This window comes from Pseudomonas sp. D4-21, assembly GCF_051132125.1.
Lineage (GTDB): Bacteria > Pseudomonadota > Gammaproteobacteria > Pseudomonadales > Pseudomonadaceae > Aquipseudomonas.
The window spans coordinates 4089457-4110370 of the sequence record NZ_CP071664.1; the positions used below are offsets into that span (position 1 = coordinate 4089457).

Here is a 20914-nt window from a genome sequence, read left to right on the forward strand (position 1 = left end):
GCTCCCGCTGGGTTGCGTAGCAGCCCCAAACTGTATCTGGCACTGCGATGTGTCAGATACACCGCAGGGGCCTGCTGCGCAGTCCAGCGGGAGCAAGCTCCCTCGCCACGGGGGCTCAGAGAACTTCAGCACTGCCGATAAGGCAGTGCCGTTTTCGCTTCTTCGGCATACGCCATCACGCCCTCCTGCTCGCGCGCAAGAAAATCCGCCACCGCCGCTTTCAAGCCCGGATGGCGAAGGTAGTGCCATGAACGGGTGATCACCGGTTCGAAGCCGCGAATCAACTTGTGCTCACCCTGGGCCCCGGCGTCAAAACGCTGCACGCCGTTGGCAATCGCGTAGTCCATGCCTTGATAGAAACACGTCTCGAAATGCAGCCGATCGAACTCTGCCAGGCAGCCCCAATAACGCCCATAAAAACTGTCGCCCGCCAACAGGCTGAACGCCATCGCCACCGGCCGTGAACCTTGCTTGGCCAGTACCACGCGAATGGCCTCGGGCATGCGCTCGGCCAGCAGGCTGAAAAAAGCACGGGTCAGATAAGGCGCCTGCCGACGCACCGCGTAGGTATTGGCGTAACAGGCGTAGACAAAATCCCACTGCGCCTCGTCCAATTGATGGCCTTCCAGCCATTCGAAATCAATGCCCTGCCCCGCCACCTGCTCGCGCTCCTTGCGCATCTGCTTGCGCTTGCGGGAACTGAGCGCGTCGAGGAAATCCTGGAAATCCCGATAGCCGCGATTCTGCCAGTGGTACTGGCAACCGATTCGCTGCAACCAGCCCTCCTGCCTGGCCAATGCCTCGTCGGTGAAGGCGTCGGTGAAGTTGATGTGGGCGCTGGATAGCCCTTCGATCTCCAGATAGCCCGGCAGGCTGCCCAGCAGTTCCAAGCCATCCTCAACACGCGCCGTCAGCAGTCGCGGGCCGCTCACCGGACTGAATGGCACCGCCGTCAGTAGCTTGGGGTAATAGTCGATGCCGGCCCGGGCACAAGCGTCGGCCCAGCCATGATCGAACACGTACTCACCGTAGGAATGCCACTTGCGATAGCTGGGCAAAGCCGCCAGCAGCCGCCCCTCTTCAAGGTGCAGCAGATGCTCGGGCTGCCACCCGGAATGCGAACCCAGGCTGGCGCTGTCTTCCAGGGCGGTGAGAAAAGCGTGGCGCAGGAAGGGTTGGTTGACGGGCACCAGCGCGTCCCACTCATGTGGCGCGATGGCGGACAGGCTGTCCAAGACGTGAAGCGGCATGCGGTTCCCCGATATCCAGACGACGGATTGGGCGAGTATCGCCGATCCGAATCGCAAGGGGATAAAAAAACCCCGCCAGAGGCGGGGTTCAAAGGAGCTGTAACGGATGAAAGTGCAGCGGTGTATCAGGTCAAAAGGGCTTAGAACACGTACTGGGCACGGACTACGAAACCGTCGCCATCATCATCGCCATTGGCGTTGGTGACTTTATCGGTCTTGGCCTTGACGTAGGCACCGGTGATTTTCACCGCTTCGTTGGCGTACCAGTTCACACCCAGGTTGTGCACCTTGGCTTCGGCATCGCCCACTTCGCGGGTCGCCGAGGCGGTGGTGATGTTGTCGTCTTCGACGGTCATGCTGTCGAAGCGGTAGAACACTTCCCAAGCGCCGATGGATTTGTTCTGAGGCTTGATGGCGTCGAATTTGCCGAGTTTATAACCACGGGATTCACCAGTGAGGGTGTAGGCACCCTGGACGTAGAAGCCGTGACCTTTTAGGTCTTCGAAGGCGTCGCTGTCAGCCTTGGTCTTGCGGGAGATGTATTCACCCTGGATAGACGCTGGGCCCATGGCGAAAGCGGCTTCCAGACCGAAGGCAGTGTCGGTGTCGTAGGAACCGGCCGGCGAGTTGTTGGCGCCGCCCAGGACCGGACGGTTGCCGTTAGGGCCGGCGTCATTGCCGCCCAGGGTTTCAACGCCACGCATGCCCAGACGGGAGCGATAACGAGCGTCGAATGCGGTGTCCGAAACGTCGCGCGAGGCCACGTTCAAACCGAAGTGCAGCACGTTGCCAGCTTCGTGCATCGGGGCGAACACGAAACGACCATTGGCTTGCTTGATGCTGTTGCCGTCGGTGTCGTCGGTGTCTTTGCTGAACACACCGGCCGAGACGTAGAACGAATCAGCGAAGACGCCGGATGCTTGCAGGCCCAGGCCGTTCTGGTGGCCGTTGGCCCAGTCGATCAGGTCGTAGGCGGCATTACGCTCAGGTGCGGTGACCCATTTGGAGCTGGTGGCTTTTTCAAGGCCGAAATCCGGGTCGAAACGGCCGACCTTGATCGAAACCGGCTTGAAGCCGTTGTAGGCCAAGGAAGCTTCGTCGAAGTAGCCGTTATCGGAATCGCCGCTGTTGTGGGAGAAATCGTAGTTGATGGTGTAGGCCCAGTCCGTGTACAGCACACCGGACAACTCCAGGAAGCCACGGCGGATGTAAGCGGCATCGGCTTTGTCACCGTTGTCGGTGTAGATGCCATCGAACTGGCTGTAGTCAGCCTGCAAACGACCGCCGAGCTTGAAGCTGAACTCTTTGTCAGTGGTAGCGACCTCCAGGCCGCCCTTGGTCTTGACCACGATATCGGCGCCGTCTGTGGTCACGGTGCCGGCGAAAGCCTGGGCGGTTACTGCCATTGCCAGAGCGCTGGCGGCAAAACCTGCGAAGTGCTTACGGATCATCGAAGAATTCCCCTATCTGGTAATCTATGCGTTAGAAAACACGCGGAACTGGGCCCGCTGGTGTTGGGAGGGGATCTTGGCGACGGGGTGTGTCAGGCAAGTTGCTATCACATAAAGATTTTATGACAGCGGAACTTTTTACTTCGAAAGGGAATAACAGAAATGCCACAAAAATGTGGGAGCGAGCCTGCTCGCGAAGGCGGTGGATCAGTCAGATTCAAGTTGACAGATCTTCCGCCTTCGCGAGCAGGCTCGCTCCCACAGGAGTTTTTTTACATTGAACGAGAGTTCAACGCTTGCGCAGGATCACGCTGCCGATCGAATAGCCGGCGCCAAACGAGCTGAGCACCGCGACGGAGCCGCTGGGCAGGTCGTCCTGATACAGGTGGAACGAAATCACCGAGCCGGCCGAGCTGGTGTTGGCGTAGCGGTCGAGGATCACCGGGGCTTCCTCTTCGCTGGCTTCGCGTCCCAGCAACTTGCGCACGATCAGCTGGTTCATGCTCAGGTTGGCCTGATGCAGCCAGAATCGCTTCACTTCGCCGACGTTCAGCTGGTTTTCCTCCAAATGGGCGCCGATCAGTTCAGCCACCATCGGGCAGACGTCGCGGAACACCTTGCGTCCTTCCTGAACGAACAGTTTGTCCCGGGTGCCGATGCCCTCCTCCGCCGCGCGGTTGAGGAAGCCGAAGTTGTTGCGGATGTTGTTGGAAAACTTGGTGAGCAGCTTGGTGCTGACCACATCGAACTGATACGGCGACGTGGCCTGGTCCGCGCGCTCGATGATCACGGCGGTGGCCGCGTCGCCGAAGATGAAGTGGCTGTCGCGGTCACGGAAATTCAGGTGGCCTGTGCAGACTTCCGGGTTGACCATGAGGATCGCCCGGGCCTGGCCCAGTTGCACGCTGTTGGCGGCGGCCTGGATGCCGAACGTCGCCGAAGAACAGGCCACGTTCATGTCGAAACCGAAACCTTCGATGCCCAGGGCTTCCTGTACTTCGATGGCGATGGCCGGGTAAGGACGCTGCAAGTTCGAACAAGCCACGATCACGCCGTCGATGTCGGCGGCGGTGCGACCGGCGCGTTCCAGGGCCTGCTTCGCGGCGCCGACGGCCATTTCGCAGAGCACCGACCACTCGTCATTGGAGCGCTCGGGCAGGCGCGGCGTCATGCGTTGTGGATCAAGAATGCCGTCCTTGTCCATGACAAAGCGGCTCTTGATGCCGGAAGCCTTCTCGATGAACGCGGCGTTGGATTCGGTCAATGCTTGCACTTCGCCGCGCTCGATGGCCTCGGCGTTATCGGCGTTGAACTGCGCGACGTAAGTATTGAAGGATTGCACCAGCTCTTCGTTGGAGATGCTGTTGGCCGGGGTGTACAGGCCGGTGCCGCTGATGACGACGTTATGCATGGTCGTGTCTCTATTCTGTTCAGGCAGAAAGTATTGGCACCGACGTACCAACACGCAAAGGGACTTTTCCCATCCCGGGGAAGCAGCCCTGGCATCGCTTTATTCCGATCCGCCCGTGACCTTGAAGAGCAAAACCACGGGACCGGTATTTATAGGCGCGAAGTTTGCCATAAACGCTGGCTTTTGGCCCTTGTTCCCTTTTACCAGACAAGAATCCACAGGGAATAGGTGGTGGTCTGATCAACCCTCCACCAACCCCCACTGCTTACCCAGGCGCTTGTCGGAAATCGGCACCTTGGTCCCCAACTGCTGGGCGAACAGCGACACGCGGTATTCCTCCAGCCACCAACGGTAGAGCTCCAGTTGCGGGTCGCGCTTGCCTTCCTGGGCGTGTTTGCTGGCGCGGGCCTGGTATTGAGCCCAGAGATTGGAGAGCTCGCCGCTCCAGACCCGGTCCTTCTGGACCTGGCTGCCCAGCTTCTCGAAACGTTGCTCGATTGCCTTGAGATAGCGTGGCAGCTCCTTGAGCCATTGATGGGGGGTTTCCCGCACGAAGCCTGGGTACACCAAGTGGCCGAGCTGTTGCTTGATGTCGTTCAGCGCCACGGCCTGGGCCAGGTCGATCTTGCCCTTGAAGCGTTTTTGCAGGCCGTGCCAGAGCTTGAGGATGTCCAGGGTCAGCTTCGCCAGGCGTTCGGCGTGCTCGGTCCAGGCGCCGCGCTTGCGTTCGGCCAGGGCCGCCAGCGCGGCACCGTCACGGGGCAGGCTCGGCTCGCCTTCGAGGATGCAGCTGTCGAGGCTCGCCAGCAGGATGTCTTCCACCAGAGCGTCGACGCGCCCCAATTCACGATAGAGCAGGCCCAACTCCGTCAATCCCGGCAGCTTGCCACGGAGGAATTTCGCCGTTTCGGCCAATTGCTGCATGAGCAAACGCTGCAAGGCACGACGGTGCTGGAACTCGGCTTCGGCCGGGGTCGGGAAGCGCCCTTCCTTGACCACGCCGCCCTCTTCCACCAACGCCGGGTACACCGTCATCGACAACCCGGCGATCTTCTGCTGGGTTTTCTCGGCCACCGGTGCGAAGACTTTCGCCTCCACCGGTTCCTGGCTCTTGGCTGTTTGCGGCACGGCCAAGGCGGCCTGGCTGGCCTCGGCAAAACGCGCCGTCAGCTCGGCCAGGTCGCGGCCTTCACCGAGGAACTTGCCCTGGCCATCGACGATTTCCAGGTTCATGCGCAAATGGCTTTCTACCTGCTGCGCCGCTTCCGCCCAGGCGTCATCGCTGACCCGCGCACCGGTCATGCGCAGCAATTCGCGCCCCAGGGATTGCGGCAACGAACCTTCGGCAAACGTGATGCGTTGCAACGCGGCCTTGACGAAGTCCGGCACCGGCACGAAGTTCTTGCGCAAGGCCTTGGGCAGGTTGCGCACCAGCGCGATGCACTTGGCTTCGATCATCCCCGGCACCAGCCATTCCAGGCGCTCAGGTGGCAGCATCGGCAGCAGCGGCGCCGGTACACGCAACGTGACGCCGTCGCGGGGATGGTTGGGCTCGAAGTGATAGCTTAACGGCAACGTCAAGTCGCCGACGCGCAAGGTGTCGGGGTACTGGTTGGCCGTCACCTCGCTGGCCTCCCGGGCCAGCACGTCTTCTTCGCGCATGATCAACAGCTGCGGATCTTTCTGGCTGTTGATCCGATACCAGCTGTCAAACGTCGCGGTCTGATGAATTTCGGCAGGCAGGCGCGCGTCGTAGAAGGCGAACAGCGTTTCCTCGTCCGCGAGGATGTCGCGGCGACGGGCCTTGGCTTCGAGCTCGTCGAGTTGTTCAAGCAACCGCGTATTGGCGCTCAGGCACTTGGCCTTGGACTGGATCTCGCCACGCACCAGCGCCTCGCGGATGAACAATTCACGGGACACCACCGGGTCCACCGGCCCGTAGTGAACGGGCCGACGACCAACGACGATCAGCCCGAACAAGGTGATCTGCTCATAAGCCACCACTTGCCCGCGCTTCTTCTCCCAATGGGGCTCGAAGTGGTTTTTCTTGATCAGGTGCCCCGCCAGCGGTTCGATCCAGTCCGGCTCGATCTTCGCCACCATGCGCGCGTACAACTTGGTGGTTTCCACCAGTTCGGCGGTCATCAGCCACTGCGGACGCTTCTTGCCCAGGCCTGACGATGGATGGACCCAGAAGCGCCGCTGGCGAGCGCCGAGGTAATCGCCGTCTTCGGTTTTCTGGCCGATCTGGCTCAACAGCCCCGAGAGCACCGCCTTGTGCAGTTTCGGGTAATCGGCCGGCTCTTTGTTGAGGCTCAACTGCATGTCGCGGCAGATCAGGCTCAACTGGCGGTGGGAATCACGCCATTCGCGCAGGCGCAGGTAATTCAGGAAGTTCTTGCGGCACCAGTTGCGCAGCGGGTTGGCGGTCAGGGCCTGGCGCTGTTCTTCGAAACCTCGCCACAGATTGACCAGCCCGGCGAAGTCCGAATCCGCGTCCTTCCATTGGGCGTGAGCCTGGTCGGCGGCCTGTTGGCGCTCGGGCGGACGCTCGCGCGGATCCTGGATCGACATGGCGCTGGCGACAATCAGCACTTCCTGCAGGCTGCCCAGCTTCGCTGCTTCCAACAGCATGCGGCCCATGCGCGGATCCACCGGCAAACGCGCCAATTGCCGACCCAACGGCGTCAATTGGCTGTTACGGTCCACCGCCGACAATTCTTGCAGCAGGTTGAATCCGTCGCTGATGGCCTTGCCGTCCGGCGGCTCGATGAACGGGAAATCGGTGATCTCGCCGAGACGCAGGTGCAGCATCTGCAGGATCACCGCCGCCAGGTTGGTGCGCAGGATTTCCGGATCGGTGAATTCAGGGCGACTGATGAAATCCTCTTCGCTGTACAACCGCACGCAGATCCCCGGCTCGACCCGCCCGCAACGGCCTTTGCGCTGGTTGGCGCTGGCCTGGGATATGGCTTCGATGGGCAGGCGCTGGACCTTCGCGCGATAGCTGTAGCGGCTGATGCGCGCGGTGCCGCTGTCGATTACGTAGCGGATACCCGGCACGGTCAATGAGGTTTCGGCGACGTTGGTGGCCAGCACCACGCGACGGCCCGGGTGGGACTGGAAGATCCGTTGTTGTTCGGCCGGCGACAAGCGCGCGTACAGCGGCAGGATCTCGGTGTGCTTGAGTTGGGCCTTGCGCAGCATTTCCGCGGCGTCGCGAATCTCCCGCTCGCCCGGCAGGAACACCAGCACGTCGCCGGGGCTGCGCCGTTCGCTGCGCTCGTAAGCAGCGATTTCGTCGAGGGTGGCGAGAATCGCCTGGTCGACGGTCAAGTCATCCTCGACCCGGTTACCCTCCTCGTCTTGCTCAAGGGTCAGCGGGCGATACCAGGTTTCCACCGGGAAGGTGCGGCCCGAGACTTCAACGATGGGGGCGTCATCGAAGTGCTTGGAGAAACGCTCCAGGTCGATGGTCGCCGACGTAATGATGACTTTCAGATCGGGGCGACGCGGCAACAGGGTCTTGAGGTAGCCCAGCAGGAAGTCGATATTCAGGCTGCGCTCGTGGGCTTCGTCGACGATGATCGTGTCGTAACGTTCGAGGTAGCGGTCGTTCTGGGTTTCCGCCAGCAGGATGCCATCGGTCATCAACTTGATGAGCGTGTTGGCGTCGCTCTGGTCCTCGAAACGCACCTGATAACCCACCAGCGCCCCCAGGGGGGTCGCCAGCTCTTCGGCGACACGGCTCGCCACGCTGCGGGCGGCGATGCGGCGTGGCTGGGTGTGGCCGATCAAACCCTGCTGGCCACGGCCGATCTCCAGGCAGATCTTCGGCAACTGGGTGGTTTTGCCCGAGCCGGTTTCTCCGGCGATGATCAGCACCTGATGCTTGAGCAGCGCCTCCTTGATCTCGTCGCGCTTGGCGGCGATCGGCAAGTTGTCGTCGTAGCGAATCGACGGCACGCTCGCCTTGCGCGCCAGCACCAGGTCGCACGACGCTTGCATCCGCGCTACCCACTGGGCCAGCTTGGCCTCGTCGGGCTTCTTGCGCAGCTCGAGCAACTGCCGCCGCAACCGGTGCCGGTCGGCGAGCATGGCGTGATCGAGGTTTTTCAGCAGTTTGTCGATAGCGGGGGTTTGGTCAGTCATCAGGTACGCAGGGTTCGTCGGTTTGAGCGAGGGGGCGATTGTCGCAGATTTGCGGCTATTGCGCCGAACACCAGAAGTGGCCTCACCACCGTCCCCTTGTGGGAGAGAGCTTGCTCGCGATAGCGGTGGATCAGCAATCGTTGATGTTAACTGGCACACCGTCATCGCGAGCAAGCTCGCTCCCACAGGTGGCTTTTGCTTGCCTGCTGGTTATTCGCTGTCCAGGTCTTTACGCCGATACGGGAACACATCGATCACCTTTCCCGCCCGGATCGCGTCCTGCAGGCCTTTCCAGTAGTCAGCGTTGTACAACTCGCCGTGCAACTGGTCGAACAGCTTGCGCTGCCCGGCGTCGGCGAACAGGAACGGCGGGAACTCTTCAGGGAAAACGTCCAGCGGGCCGATGGAATACCAAGGCTCGGACGCCATCTCATCTTCCGGCGTGCGCGGCTGGGGGATATGGCGGAAGTTGGCCTCGGTGAGAAAGCAGATCTCATCGTAATCGTAGAACACCACGCGGCCATGGCGGGTTACGCCGAAGTTCTTGAGCAGCATGTCGCCGGGGAAGATATTGGCGGCCGCCAGTTGCTTGATCGCCAGGCCATAATCTTCCAGCGCCTCGCGCACCTGAGCTTCGTTGGCGTTTTCCAGGTAGAGGTTCAGAGGCGTCATCCGGCGTTCGGTCCAGCAGTGGCGGATCAACACCGTGTCGCCCTCCACCGACACCGTGGACGGCGCCACATCCAGCAGTTCTTCCAGGCAGGCCGGCTCGAATTTGCTCAGGGGGAAGCGGAAGTCGGCGAACTCCTGGGTGTCGGCCATGCGCCCGACCCGGTCAACGCTTTTCACCAATCGGTATTTCTCGATGACCGTGGCCCGGTCGACGTTCTTCGACGGCGAGAAACGGTCCTTGATGATCTTGAACACGGTGTTGAAGCCCGGCAGGGTGAACACGCTCATGACCATGCCGCGCACGCCAGGCGCCATGATGAACTGGTCATCGGTGTTCGCCAGGTGGTTGATCAGCGCCCGGTAGAACTCCGACTTGCCGTGCTTGTAGAAACCAATCGAAGTGTACAGCTCGGCAATGTGCTTGCCCGGCAGGATGCGCTTGAGAAAGCCAATGAATTCCGCCGGCACCGGCACGTCCACCATGAAATACGAACGGGTGAACGAGAAGATGATCGACACCTGCGCCTCGTCGGTGATCAGCGCGTCGATCTGGATACCCCGGCCTTCGCGGTGCAGCAACGGGATCACCAGGGGCCACTGATCGTCATGGGTGTAGATGCGGCCCACCAGGTAGGCGCCCTTGTTGCGATAGAGCACCGAGGAAAACAGTTCGACCGTCAGTTCCGGGTCCTTGCAGACCCAATCCGGCAGGTTTTCGCGCAGCTGGCTTTCGAGACGTCGCAGGTCGCCGGGCAGGTCGGCGTACTCTTCACTGAAGCGATAATCGGCAAAGATCGCCGCGAGCATTTTGTCCAGTTGCCCTTCGGGTTTATAGGTGCGGGTCTGTGCCGCGCGAGCACGACGCAGGCTCGGCCGGGTCGTGTGGATGAACATGGTGCCGTCGCTGATCAGATCATGGCTGAACAGGCCGCAGAAGATCGAGTTGTACCAGGTCTCCGACAATTCATCGTCGAAGCGCAGGTCGATCAGGCTGATATAGGCGCTCTTCACCAATGGCCAGCAACCAACGTCCATCAAGGCCTCGGCGCTAAAGGCCTGGCGCAACCGGGCGACGGTTTCGAAGACTTTTTCTTCATACAGATTGATGCGCGCCGCCGAGGCCGCCTGCGCCTCCAACCATTGCGCCTGCTCGAACCGGGCGCGGGCGCCGTCGGTGATCTGCCGGAAATGCTCACGATAATCGTCGAAACCGTCGAGGATCGAACGGGCGATATCGGTCGCGGGCCATGGCTGCGGCATAGGGTAAACCTCGGCGGGTCATGCTTGTTATTGGCGACTGAGCTTAGAGGCCAATCCCTGGGCAACGCAACCATTGCCATCGGTGTTTAGCGGGGTGACACTTGCGACCCGATCAAGGAAGGATGCACCCGTGAACCTCGTCGATATCCTGCGCTTGCTGTCACTGGCCGCCATCTGGGGCGCGAGCTTCTTGTTCATGCGCATTATCGCTCCGGTCATCGGTACGATTCCCACGGCTTTCTTTCGCGTCTCCATTGCCTTCGTCGGCCTGCTGGTCATTCTTGCGCTGATGCGTGTCGACTGGAATTTTCGCGGCAAGCTAAAAGCCGTGATGGTTTTTGGGCTTGATCAATTCCGGCATTCCCGCAACGTTCTACTCCCTGGCGGCCCAAGTGTTGCCGGCGGGCTACTCGGCGATCTTCAACGCGACGACGCCGCTGATGGGCGTGCTGATCGGTGGGTTGTTTTTCCGTGAGCCACTCACGGCGGCCAAGGTCAGCGGGGTTTTTCTCGGCCTGATGGGCGTCGCGATCCTCACCCGCGCAGGTCCGGTGGCGTTCGACCAGCAACTGTTGATGGGCGCCCTCGCCTGCCTGCTCGCCACGACCTGCTATGGCTTTGCCGGTTTTCTGACCCGGCGCTGGCTCGATCATCAAGGCGGGTTGGACAGCCGCTTGTCCGCCCTTGGCAGCATGTTCGGCGCCACGATCTTCCTGTTGCCGCTGTTTGGCTACAGTGTCATCACCCAACCACCGGCCAGCTGGGGCGGCTGGAGCGTATGGCTGTCGCTGCTGGGCCTGGGCCTGGTGTGTACGGCGCTGGCGTACATTCTTTATTTCCGCTTGCTCAGCTCCATTGGCCCAGTCAAATCCATGACAACGACCTTTCTGATCCCGCCGTTCGGCGTGCTGTGGGGCGCATTGCTGCTGGATGAGCCACTGGGCATGGCCCATGTGTATGGCGGGGTGTTGATTGCGGCGGCGTTGTGGTTGGTGTTGAAGCCTGGGGTGGTCAAGCCGGTTGGAGCGTCTGCCCGGTAATTCATCGGTGTAGCGGAGTAGGCCATCGCGAGCAAGCTCGCTCCCACAGGGTTATGCGCAGCCTTTTGTGGGAGCGAGCTTGCTCGCGATAGCGGTGGAACTGCCAGCGATCAGCTAGCGACTTTTACGAAACACAAACAGCAACCCCACGATGATCAACCCCATCCCCAGCAAGCTCAACAACGCCAACCGGTTGCCGAACACCAGGTAGTCCATGATCGCCGTCACCGCCGGCACCAGGTAGAACAGGCTGGTGACGTTGACCAGATTGCCCCGGGCAATCAGCCGGTACAGCAGCAACGTCGCCAACACCGACACCACCAGCCCCATCCACAACACCGGCACGATGAAACCCGCGCTGCGCTCGAAGTGGAAGGGTTGGAACGGCACGAACACCGAGCACAACACCAGCCCGGCCAGGTACTGCACCGGCAGCGTGCCCAGTGGGTTGTCGGTGATGCGCTTCTGCATGATGGAGCCCGCCGTCATGCTCACCAGCGCCAGCAACCCGCACAGCATGCCCGCCAGGGACATGCCGGCCAGGCCAATGCCTTGGTAAACCACCATCACCAACCCCACCAGCCCCAGCGCCAGGCCGAACATGCGCTGCCATGAACGCTGACGCTCCATGAGCACCACGGTAAGGATCGGCTGCACGCCCATGAGCGTCGCCATTACTCCAGGGGTGACGTTCAGTTGCAGCGCCAGCAGATAGAAAATCTGATAGGCACCCAACAGCACCAGTCCCGTCGCCGCCGCGTACAGCATCGGCTTGCCGGTGCCGGGCAGCTTGAACTTCAACATGGGGATCAACAGCACCAATGCGCACAACGCGATGGCGAAGCGGATCAGCAGGAAGGCGAAAGGTGACGCGTGGGCCAGGCCCAATTTGGAGAAGATCGCCCCGCTGCTCCACAACAGAACGAACAGGCTCGTCGAAGCCGTCGCCAATAAGGCGTTTTTGGAAAAGGAAAACATGAAAAACCACCTGTAGTCAGGCAAAAAGCCAACTCAGCCGAAGCTGAAATCCAGTCGTTTTTTCAGGCGGGCGCAGGGAACGGCAACCGTTGCCGATCAGCCCTGAACGCCAACACCCGGCGGTGATACGCAGGCGTATACCGGTGAGCGACTGACAGGTGGAGGGTATTGACCGATCTGCTCAGGCGACCTGTTCCCGCACGGCACGACGCCAGCGTTGAACGCTGGGACCACGACCGCGGTGACTGGGAATGAAGGCATGAGCCGATCTCTTGGAGGGTGGGTTCGAAAACCGAGCGCTGACTATAACCAGCGCTCGACATGTAACGCAATGTTTAAACAAACAACCAGTAGCCGAGCGCCGTCAGCACAGCCACGGCCAGCACCGGCCGCATCACCCGATACGCCTTGGGGTGCTTGCGCTTGAATTGCTTGACCCTACCGCTGATGCCGTCACTGAACGACTTGCTCCAGGCGTAGGCCCGGTTGATACCGCCGACGCGTTCGTCGTCGAGGTTCTGCGGCGCGGTAGCGCGGCCAAGGAATGCACTGATAGCGCGATTGAGACGAGTCATCAGCGGGTTTTTAAGTGGACGCTCGACATCGCAGAACAGGATAACGCGGGTCTGCGGCGTTTCGTTCTTGACCCAGTGCACGTAGGTTTCGTCGAACATGACGTCTTCACCGTCGCGCCAGGCGTAGATTTGTCCGTCTACGAAGATCCGGCAATCATCGGAGTTGGGCGTGGACAACCCGAGGTGATAGCGCAGGGACCCAGCGAACGGATCGCGATGGGGGTTCAGGTGACTGTCGCCCGGCAGCAGGGCAAACATCGCGCCCCGAACGTTGGGAATTCGATTGACCAGCTCAACGGTCCTTGGGCAGAGCTGCTTCGCCGAGGGCAGCGGCTTGTCATACCACTTGAGATAGAAGCGCTTCCAGCCCTTCTTGAAGAAAGAGCCGAAGCCGGCATCGTTGTTCTTCTCGGCGGCGCGAATATAACCCTCGTCGAACAGGCGCATGGCTTCGTCGCGGATCACTTGCCAGTTCTCCTTGAGCACATCCAGCTCTGGGAACTGGCTGCGATCCAGATAAGGCTTGGACGGCACGCTGGAGAACAAGTACATCAGGGCGTTATAGGGCGCGAAGAATGCCGAGTGGTTGACGAACTGGCGCAGGACAGGCAAACGCGCCTTGCCACGTAAATGCACGTAAAGCGTGCTGCCCAAAAACAGCAGCAATACCGAAGCCTTCGCGACAAACGAAACGGTCATTTCTTTTTCAACTCCTTGTTTAAATGCAACTTGCGCTACGCCATCTGCCCGACGCGGCGGCCGGCCATGTTAAATATCCCTGTCCAGGTTAAACATCGCCGGAGGCGACATTCACCGTTGAGAAAAATGCAACAAAGCCCTTGTTACCATGCGTCGCCTGAACCTTGGCTGACGCACTCTCAAACGTGACTCCTTTTCGTGGCTAGGGAGCTTGCTCCCGCTCGACTGCGCAGCAGTCGCCTCCAACCGCAAGGATCGCCGGGGCGCGCTTCGCATTCCAGCGGGAGCAAGCTCCATCGCCACATGGATCAAGCTTCCACAGAAAGCTATTTCGCCATTGCACAGAGGTCTACTGCTGGGTCTCCTGCTCGGTAAACAAGTCACTGAACAACATGCTCGACAGGTATCGTTCGCCCGAATCCGGCAGGATTACCACGATGGTCTTGCCCTGCATTTCCGGCTTTTCCGCCAGGCGTGCCGCCACGGCCATCGCCGCGCCGCAAGAGATGCCGCAGAGAATTCCCTCTTCCTGCATCAAGCGCAGGGCCATGGCCTTGGACTCGTCATCGGTCACCCGCTCCACCTGATCGACGATCGACAGATCGAGGTTCTTCGGCACGAAGCCCGCGCCGATACCCTGGATCTTGTGGGGGCTGGGCTTGATTTCCTGCCCCGCCATCACCTGGGTGATCACCGGGGAAGCCTCGGGCTCTACCGCCACCGACAGGATCGGTTTGCCGCACGTATTCTTGATATACCGCGAGACACCGGTAATGGTTCCGCCCGTCCCGACGCCCGCGACCAGAACGTCCACCGCGCCATCGGTGTCGTTCCAGATTTCCGGGCCGGTGGTTTTCTCGTGGATCGCCGGGTTGGCCGGATTCTCGAACTGCTGCGGCATGAAGTATTTCGAGGGGTCGCTGGCCATGATCTCGGCGGCTTTCTCGATGGCACCTTTCATGCCCTTGGCCGGCTCGGTGAGCACCAGTTCCGCCCCCAGGGCCTTGAGCACCTTGCGCCGCTCGATGCTCATGGACGCCGGCATGGTCAGCATCAATTTATAGCCACGGGCGGCGGCCACGAATGCCAGGCCAATGCCGGTGTTGCCCGAAGTCGGTTCGACGATGGTCATGCCGGGCTTGAGTTTGCCGGAGCTTTCGGCGTCCCAGATCATGTTCGCGCCTATCCGGCACTTGACCGAATAACCCGGGTTGCGCCCTTCGATCTTGGCCAGGATGGTCACGCCGCGCGGGGCGATGCGATTGATCTGCACCAGTGGCGTATTGCCAATGGAATGGGCGTTGTCAGCGTATATACGACTCATGACCGGGTCCTTAATGCAGAGGGAATTTAGCGCTTAAAGGTAAGCCTGTTGCCCAAAGGCGTCCAGTTGCACCGAACGTTCCCGTTGTTACAAGAGTCAATGGCTTTAACAACGGAGACTACTGTCATGAAGCGTCGATACAGCTGGCCACTGTGGGCCTTCGTCGCCATCGTTGCGCTGTTGGTGGCCCTGCATTTCGCATTGCCTTACCTGGTGCGCAACTACCTCAACGACAAACTGGCGGACATGGGTGATTACCGCGGCCAGGTCGTCGATGTCGACCTGGCCCTCTGGCGTGGAGCCTACCGGATCAATGGCTTGAAGATCGTCAAGGTCGACGGCAAGGTGCCGGTGCCATTCGTCGATGCTCCGGTGGTCGACCTGTCCGTGAGCTGGCACTCGCTGTGGTATGACCATGCGGTGGTGGCCGAAGTGGAATTTGCCCGTCCCGAAGTCAACTTCGTCGACGGCGGGGCCGACCGGCAAAACTCCCAGACCGGCCAGGGCACCAACTGGCGCGAGCAGTTGAGCAAACTGTTGCCTATCACCTTCAACGAAGTGCGCCTGCGGGATGGCAAGGTCACCTTTCGCAATTTCAACTCCAAGCCACCGGTCAACCTGCGGGCCACAGAGGTCAACGCCAGCTTCTATAACCTGACCAACGTGGTCGACACCGAAGGCAAGCGCGACGCCCGGTTCGAGGGCAAGGCCCTGGTGGCCGAACACGCGCCCCTGGAGGTGCAAGCGACCTTCGATCCCTTGAGCAATTTCGAGGACTTCGACTTCCGTCTGCGGGCCAGAAACATCGAGTTGAAACGCCTGAACGACTTTGCCGCGGCCTATGGGAAATTCGACTTCAATGCCGGTCACGGCGATCTGGTGGTCGAAGCCGAAGCTGACAATGCTCGGCTCAGCGGCTACATCAAGCCGCTGCTTCGCGACGTCGACGTGTTCGATTGGCAGCAGGACGTGGAGAACGAGAAAAAGAACATCTTCCGCTCGGTCTGGGAAGCCTTGGTCGGCACGGGCGAAACGGCCCTGAAAAATCAGAGCAAGAACCAGTTCGCCACGCGGGTGGAGCTGAGTGGCAACGTGCATCAGCAGAACATCAGTGCCTTCGAAGCCTTCCTGCAAATCCTGCGCAACGGTTTCGTACAGGCCTTCAATGCCCGGTACGAGCAACCGCCGCCTTCCAAAGATTAGATCTTGCGTTATTGGTGGCGAGGGGATACATCCCCGCCAGGGTGCGAAGCGGCCCCAAACCAGGCAACTCGGTGTGCAAGGTAAAACGGGTTCACTGCCTTAGGGCTGCTGCACAGCCCAGCGGAGCGGTGCGACGTTTCGCTTAATCCCCTCGGCACAAGACTGAGTCAACATGTGACGCTCCATTCAGAGACTGAATACAGCGTCTGCGTTCACAGTCGGCGGGGCCTCGCGGTATAGTCGGGCACGACATTTATTTCGCGCGCCCCGCCTCGCCGGGCCGGCGACACGTTCGAGGAATTGCAGATGAAGTTCGAAGGCACCAGCGCCTACGTGGCCACCGATGACCTGAAACTGGCCGTCAACGCCGCCATCACCCTGGAGCGGCCGCTGTTGGTCAAGGGCGAACCGGGCACTGGCAAGACCATGCTCGCCGAACAACTGGCGGAGTCCTTCGGCGCGCGCCTGATCACCTGGCACATCAAGTCCACCACCAAGGCCCACCAGGGCCTGTACGAGTACGATGCGGTCAGCCGCCTGCGGGACTCGCAGTTGGGCGTGGACAAGGTCCACGACGTGCGCAACTACTTGAAGAAGGGCAAGCTCTGGGAAGCCTTCGAGTCCGAAGAACGGGTGATCCTGCTGATCGACGAGATCGATAAGGCCGACATCGAGTTCCCCAACGACCTGCTGCAAGAGCTCGACAAGATGGAGTTCTACGTCTACGAGACCGACGAAACCATCAAGGCCAAGCAGCGCCCGATCATCATCATTACCTCCAACAACGAAAAGGAACTGCCGGACGCCTTCCTGCGTCGCTGCTTCTTCCACTACATCGCATTTCCCGACCGCGCCACCCTGCAGAAAATCGTCGACGTGCATTACCCGGATATCAAGAAGGACCTGGTCAGCGAAGCGCTGGACGTGTTTTTCGATGTGCGCAAAGTCCCGGGCCTGAAGAAAAAGCCTTCCACCTCCGAGTTGGTGGATTGGCTCAAGCTGCTGATGGCCGACAACATCGGCGAAGCGGTGCTGCGCGAGCGTGATCCGACCAAGGCCATTCCGCCGCTGGCCGGCGCCTTGGTCAAGAACGAACAGGACGTGCAATTGCTTGAGCGCCTGGCGTTCATGAGCCGTCGCGGCACTCGCTGATCCTCTTCGTCCAACAAGAGCGAGGGCGATTGCCATGCTGCTTAACCTGTTCAATGAGATGCGCGCCGCCAAGGTGCCCGTGTCGGTGCGAGAACTGCTGGACCTGATCAACGCGCTGAAACAGCGGGTGATCTTTGCCGACATGGATGAGTTCTATTACCTGTCCCGGGCCATCCTGGTGAAGGACGAGCGGCATTTCGACAAGTTCGACCGGGCGTTCGCCGCGTATTTCAATGGCCTGGAGAAACTCGACGATCACCTCCAGGCGCTGATTCCCGAAGACTGGCTGCGCAAGGAATTCGAGCGCTCGTTGACCGACGAGGAACGGGCGCAGATCCAATCCCTGGGCGGCCTGGACAAGCTGATCGAAGAATTCAAGAAGCGCCTGGAAGAACAAAAGGAACGCCATGCCGGCGGCAACAAGTGGATCGGCACTGGCGGCACCAGCCCGTTCGGTTCCGGCGGCTTCAACCCCGAAGGCATTCGCGTCGGCGACGCCGGCAAGCGCCAGGGCAAGGCCGTCAAGGTCTGGGACCAGCGCGAATACAAGAACCTCGACGACCAGGTCGAACTGGGCACCCGCAACATCAAGATCGCCCTGCGCCGCCTGCGCAAGTTTGCCCGTCAGGGCGCGGCGGAAGAGCTGGACATCGACGGCACCATCGACCACACCGCCCGGGATGCCGGCCTGCTGAATATCCAGATGCGCCCGGAGCGACGCAACACCGTCAAGCTCCTGTTGCTGTTCGATATCGGCGGTTCGATGGACGCCCACGTGAAGATCTGCGAAGAGTTGTTCTCGGCCTGCAAGACCGAGTTCAAGCACCTGGAATACTTCTACTTCCATAACTTTGTGTATGAATCGGTTTGGAAGAACAACCTGCGCCGTACCTCGGAGCGCACGTCGACTCAGGATTTGTTGCACAAGTATGGCGCCGACTACAAAGTGATCTTCATCGGCGACGCCGCCATGGCGCCCTATGAAATCACTCAGGCCGGCGGCAGCGTCGAGCACTGGAACGAAGAAGCCGGTTACGTGTGGATGCAGCGCTTCATGGAGAAGTACAAGAAACTCATCTGGATCAATCCCTACCCCAAAGACACCTGGGGTTATACCGCCTCGACCAACATCGTGCGCGAGCTGGTGGAAGACCGGATGTATCCGCTGACCTTGCGGGGGCTGGAGGAAGGGATGCGGTTTCTTTCCAAGTAAAGTTCTTTGGTGCCTTTCAGGGCCTCATCGCGAGCAGGCTCGCTCCCACAGGGGTCTTGTATACGACGAAGATCCAGTGTGGGAGCGAGCCTGCTCCGGGCGGCGATCCGACGATGCTTTTAGCGGTTTAACAGCGCCCGCATACACTCCACCTGCTGCCGATGCGCAACCGCCTGCACCACCGGACGCAACCGCACCTGAGTTCCCGGCAGGCATTGCGCCAACCGTGCCAGGGACAGCGGCGTCAACGCACCCAGGCGTGGGTAACCGCCGATGGTTTGCCGATCATTGAGCAACACGATCGGCTGGCCGTCCGGCGGTACCTGCACGGCACCGAGGGGAATGCCCTCCGAGATCATCGCCGGCCCCTGATACTCCAGCGCAGTCCCCAGCAAACGCATGCCCATGCGGTCGGCGCGACTGTCCAGCGTCCACGGGCTGTTGAACGCATCGAACAGGCTCCGTCCGCTGAACTCGCCATTCTGCGCACCCAGGATCAGATCCAGCGGCTGCACCTGCTGGAAATCCGGAATCCGCGTGTGCGGCATGGGCCGAGGCGTCGCCGAGCCTGAATAGCTCAAGCGCGCCCCACGATCCAGGGCCCGCCCTCGCCCATCCAGGCCACCAAGTTCTTCGCGCACGACGGTCGAACGGCTGCCCAGGACTTGCGGTGCATCGAACCCGCCAGGCGCCGCCAGGTAGGCCCGGGCACCGAGCACGGGCTGGGTCAGCGCCAGCACCTGGCCCTTGCGCAAGCTGAAAAAGCGCCACGACGCCACGCCCTGGCCGTCTATCCGCGCACCCAGGTCCGCTCCGGCCAGGGCCAGCACACAATCCTCTTCAGCCACCACCGTGAAGCCGCCGAGGGTAACCTCCACCACCGCCGCGTCGAGATCATTGCCGAGCATCCAGTTGGCCCACGCCATCGACAGCCAATCCGCCGCGCCGCCCTGGGTCACGCCCAAGTGCCTCACGCCGAAGCGGCCGGTGTCCTGCAACAGGCACAGCGGCGTGCTGGCCTCGATCAACAACCGACTCATGCCTGGGCCTCCAACGGTGTGTCGTCGCCACCCAGGGCGATGAATTCGGCGTGGTCCACGGCAGCGAAACGCACCGTGTCCCCCGGCTGCATCAGGCTGTAGCCGTCGCGCTCACGATCAAACAGTCTGGCCGGGGTGCGCCCGATCAGGTTCCAACCGCCGGGCGACACCGCCGGATACGCTGCGGTCTGCCGTTCGGCAATGCCGACACTGCCCGCCGCGACCCGTTTGCGCGGCGTGTCGAGGCGCGGGGCGGCCAGTGCTTCGTCCACCAGCCCCATGAAGGCGAACCCCGGTGCGAAGCCCAGGGCAAATACCTGGTATTCGCGCTCGCTGTGGCGCCGGATCACCTGCTCCACCGTCAGCCCACTGCGACTCGCCAGCAGGCCCAACTCCGGCCCGACGGTAGCGTCGTACCACACCGGCAGCACGTGGCATTGACCGGCGGATCGGGCGTCCGGTGAAAGGTTATGCAATGCCTCGTCGATCAGTTCGCGGGCCTGGACCGGGTTCAGGACGAGCAAATCGTAATGGACCATCAACGTGGTATAGGACGGCACCAGGTCGATCAAACGCTCGGCAAACACCGCTCGCAGGCGCTCGCTGGCGGCCAGCATCCAAGGCATGTTGGCCTCTGCGATTTCGTCGAACAGGCGCACCATCAGGCAGTCCACCGCCACCACTTCCAAGCGTGGTTTCATGGCGCGCTCTGCCGGTCCAGGGCTTCACGGATGCGTTGAACAGCGGCTACCGAACTGGCGTTGTCGCCATGTACGCACAACGTAGTGGCGTGCAGGTTCAGGGCGCTGCCATCGCTGGCCGTCAACGGATCGCCGCGAGCAATTGTCAGGGCCTGCGCGATGATGACCTCGGGGTCGTGATGCACCGCGCCCGGCGTTTGCCGCGAAACCAGGCGGCCGGCACTGTCATAAGCACGATCGGCGAAGGCTTCGAACCACAGCGTCAGGCCATACTCATCGCCCAGGGCCTGGGCGGCGCTGTTGTCCCGGGTCGCCATGAGCATCAACGGCAACCCGCGATCATAAGCGGCAACGGCCTGGATGACGGCGCGCAGTTGCGCCGGGTTGGCCATCATGTCGTTGTACATCGCGCCGTGGGGCTTGACGTAGCTGACCTGCCCGCCCTGGGCCCGGCAAATGCCGTCCAGCGCGCCGATCTGATAATGCAGCAAGTCCTGCAGTTCCTGGGCGCCATAAGCCATGGAACGCCGGCCGAAGCCCGCCAGGTCCTGATAGGCCGGGTGGGCGCCTATCCGCACGCCGTGGCTCAGGGCCAGACCGACGGTCTTGCGCATGATGCTCGGGTCGCCGGCATGGAAACCGCAGGCGATGTTGGCGCAATCGATGAAGGGCATCACCTCGGCATCCAGACCCATGGTCCAACTGCCGAAACTTTCGCCTATGTCGCAATTCAATAGCAGGCGGTTCACGGTGAACGCTCCTGTAAGTTCTTTCTTTTAAGCCTGTGGGACTT

The 20914-nt window shown here is 61.2% G+C and carries 14 protein-coding genes and 1 pseudogene; 4 read left to right on the top strand and 11 right to left on the bottom strand.

All coding sequences use genetic code 11. The features are described from left to right. Positions 1–125: 125 nt before the first annotated feature. The 5 genes from J3Q04_RS18175 to aceK form a co-directional block, all read right to left on the bottom strand. Positions 126–1250 carry a GNAT family N-acetyltransferase gene (locus J3Q04_RS18175; protein WP_434610164.1) on the bottom strand — a complete coding sequence of 375 codons (1125 nt, stop codon included), beginning with the start codon at positions 1248–1250 and terminating at the stop codon, positions 126–128. A 140-nt stretch (positions 1251–1390) separates the two neighbouring features. After that, a complete protein-coding gene (locus J3Q04_RS18180; RefSeq protein WP_434562888.1) occupies positions 1391–2701 on the bottom strand; it encodes an OprO/OprP family phosphate-selective porin in 1311 nt (436 codons plus the stop codon). A 289-nt stretch (positions 2702–2990) separates the two neighbouring features. Beyond that, positions 2991–4112, bottom strand: a complete 1122-nt coding sequence (locus tag J3Q04_RS18185; protein ID WP_420766666.1) for a beta-ketoacyl-ACP synthase III — start codon at positions 4110–4112, stop codon at positions 2991–2993. 240 nt (positions 4113–4352) lie between these two features. After that, positions 4353–8264, bottom strand: a complete 3912-nt coding sequence (gene hrpA, locus J3Q04_RS18190; RefSeq protein ID WP_434610162.1) for an ATP-dependent RNA helicase HrpA — start codon at positions 8262–8264, stop codon at positions 4353–4355. 210 nt (positions 8265–8474) lie between these two features. Beyond that, the gene (aceK, locus tag J3Q04_RS18195; protein ID WP_420766668.1) at positions 8475–10196 is read right to left on the bottom strand and encodes a bifunctional isocitrate dehydrogenase kinase/phosphatase; all 1722 of its coding nucleotides are present in this window, start codon (positions 10194–10196) and stop codon (positions 8475–8477) included. A 130-nt stretch (positions 10197–10326) separates the two neighbouring features. Here aceK and J3Q04_RS18200 point away from each other — a divergent pair. Beyond that, a pseudogene (locus J3Q04_RS18200) lies at positions 10327–11236 on the top strand (DMT family transporter). A 114-nt stretch (positions 11237–11350) separates the two neighbouring features. Here the strand turns inward: J3Q04_RS18200 and J3Q04_RS18205 are convergent. From J3Q04_RS18205 to cysK, 3 genes are all read right to left on the bottom strand, one after another. After that, positions 11351–12214 (bottom strand): DMT family transporter, encoded by an 864-nt coding sequence (locus tag J3Q04_RS18205; protein ID WP_434610159.1) that lies wholly within the window; start codon positions 12212–12214, stop codon positions 11351–11353. A 335-nt stretch (positions 12215–12549) separates the two neighbouring features. Then, positions 12550–13488, bottom strand: a complete 939-nt coding sequence (locus J3Q04_RS18210) for an aspartyl/asparaginyl beta-hydroxylase domain-containing protein (protein ID WP_434562878.1) — start codon at positions 13486–13488, stop codon at positions 12550–12552. Between the two features lie 349 nt (positions 13489–13837). Beyond that, positions 13838–14812, bottom strand: coding sequence for a cysteine synthase A (gene cysK / locus J3Q04_RS18215; RefSeq protein WP_434610156.1), 975 nt, complete (start codon positions 14810–14812; stop codon positions 13838–13840). 126 nt (positions 14813–14938) lie between these two features. Here cysK and J3Q04_RS18220 point away from each other — a divergent pair, with 126 nt between their 5' ends. From J3Q04_RS18220 to J3Q04_RS18230, 3 genes are all read left to right on the top strand, one after another. Beyond that, positions 14939–16015 carry a DUF748 domain-containing protein gene (locus J3Q04_RS18220; RefSeq protein ID WP_434610153.1) on the top strand — a complete coding sequence of 359 codons (1077 nt, stop codon included), beginning with the start codon at positions 14939–14941 and terminating at the stop codon, positions 16013–16015. Positions 16016–16321: 306 nt separating this feature from the next. After that, on the top strand, positions 16322–17167 hold the full coding sequence (locus tag J3Q04_RS18225) for an AAA family ATPase (RefSeq protein WP_053143593.1): 846 nt from the start codon (positions 16322–16324) through the stop codon (positions 17165–17167). A gap of 34 nt (positions 17168–17201) precedes the next feature. Further along, positions 17202–18380 carry a vWA domain-containing protein gene (locus J3Q04_RS18230; RefSeq protein WP_003198888.1) on the top strand — a complete coding sequence of 393 codons (1179 nt, stop codon included), beginning with the start codon at positions 17202–17204 and terminating at the stop codon, positions 18378–18380. 119 nt (positions 18381–18499) lie between these two features. On the opposite strand, the gene J3Q04_RS18235 is transcribed toward J3Q04_RS18230, so the two are convergent. Genes J3Q04_RS18235 through J3Q04_RS18245 form a run of 3 tightly spaced genes read right to left on the bottom strand, consistent with a single transcriptional unit; the run spans position 18500 to position 20870 of the window. Continuing rightward, complete coding sequence (locus J3Q04_RS18235; RefSeq protein WP_434610149.1) at positions 18500–19420, bottom strand: biotin-dependent carboxyltransferase family protein; 921 nt, start codon at positions 19418–19420, stop codon at positions 18500–18502. Continuing rightward, entirely contained in the window at positions 19417–20121 is a 705-nt protein-coding gene (gene pxpB / locus J3Q04_RS18240) for a 5-oxoprolinase subunit PxpB (protein WP_434610147.1), read from the bottom strand. The genes J3Q04_RS18235 and pxpB overlap by 4 nt, the downstream gene beginning before the upstream one ends. Beyond that, positions 20118–20870 carry a 5-oxoprolinase subunit PxpA gene (locus J3Q04_RS18245; RefSeq protein ID WP_434562868.1) on the bottom strand — a complete coding sequence of 251 codons (753 nt, stop codon included), beginning with the start codon at positions 20868–20870 and terminating at the stop codon, positions 20118–20120. The genes pxpB and J3Q04_RS18245 overlap by 4 nt, the downstream gene beginning before the upstream one ends. Positions 20871–20914: the final 44 nt, after the last annotated feature.

Bases quoted from the DNA above. Each gene is read 5' to 3' on its own strand.
- J3Q04_RS18185 (WP_420766666.1), bottom strand. From the start codon at position 4,112: ATGCATAACGTCGTCATCAGCGGCACCGGCCTGTACACCCCGGCCAAC.
- J3Q04_RS18225 (WP_053143593.1), top strand. From the start codon at position 16,322: ATGAAGTTCGAAGGCACCAGCGCCTACGTGGCCACCGATGACCTGAAA.
- J3Q04_RS18230 (WP_003198888.1), top strand. From the start codon at position 17,202: ATGCTGCTTAACCTGTTCAATGAGATGCGCGCCGCCAAGGTGCCCGTG.
- J3Q04_RS18210 (WP_434562878.1), bottom strand. From the start codon at position 13,488: ATGACCGTTTCGTTTGTCGCGAAGGCTTCGGTATTGCTGCTGTTTTTG.
- J3Q04_RS18175 (WP_434610164.1), bottom strand. From the start codon at position 1,250: ATGCCGCTTCACGTCTTGGACAGCCTGTCCGCCATCGCGCCACATGAG.
- J3Q04_RS18205 (WP_434610159.1), bottom strand. From the start codon at position 12,214: ATGTTTTCCTTTTCCAAAAACGCCTTATTGGCGACGGCTTCGACGAGC.
- hrpA (WP_434610162.1), bottom strand. From the start codon at position 8,264: ATGACTGACCAAACCCCCGCTATCGACAAACTGCTGAAAAACCTCGAT.
- pxpB (WP_434610147.1), bottom strand. From the start codon at position 20,121: ATGAAACCACGCTTGGAAGTGGTGGCGGTGGACTGCCTGATGGTGCGC.
- J3Q04_RS18235 (WP_434610149.1), bottom strand. From the start codon at position 19,420: ATGAGTCGGTTGTTGATCGAGGCCAGCACGCCGCTGTGCCTGTTGCAG.
- J3Q04_RS18180 (WP_434562888.1), bottom strand. From the start codon at position 2,701: ATGATCCGTAAGCACTTCGCAGGTTTTGCCGCCAGCGCTCTGGCAATG.
- cysK (WP_434610156.1), bottom strand. From the start codon at position 14,812: ATGAGTCGTATATACGCTGACAACGCCCATTCCATTGGCAATACGCCA.
- J3Q04_RS18220 (WP_434610153.1), top strand. From the start codon at position 14,939: ATGAAGCGTCGATACAGCTGGCCACTGTGGGCCTTCGTCGCCATCGTT.
- aceK (WP_420766668.1), bottom strand. From the start codon at position 10,196: ATGCCGCAGCCATGGCCCGCGACCGATATCGCCCGTTCGATCCTCGAC.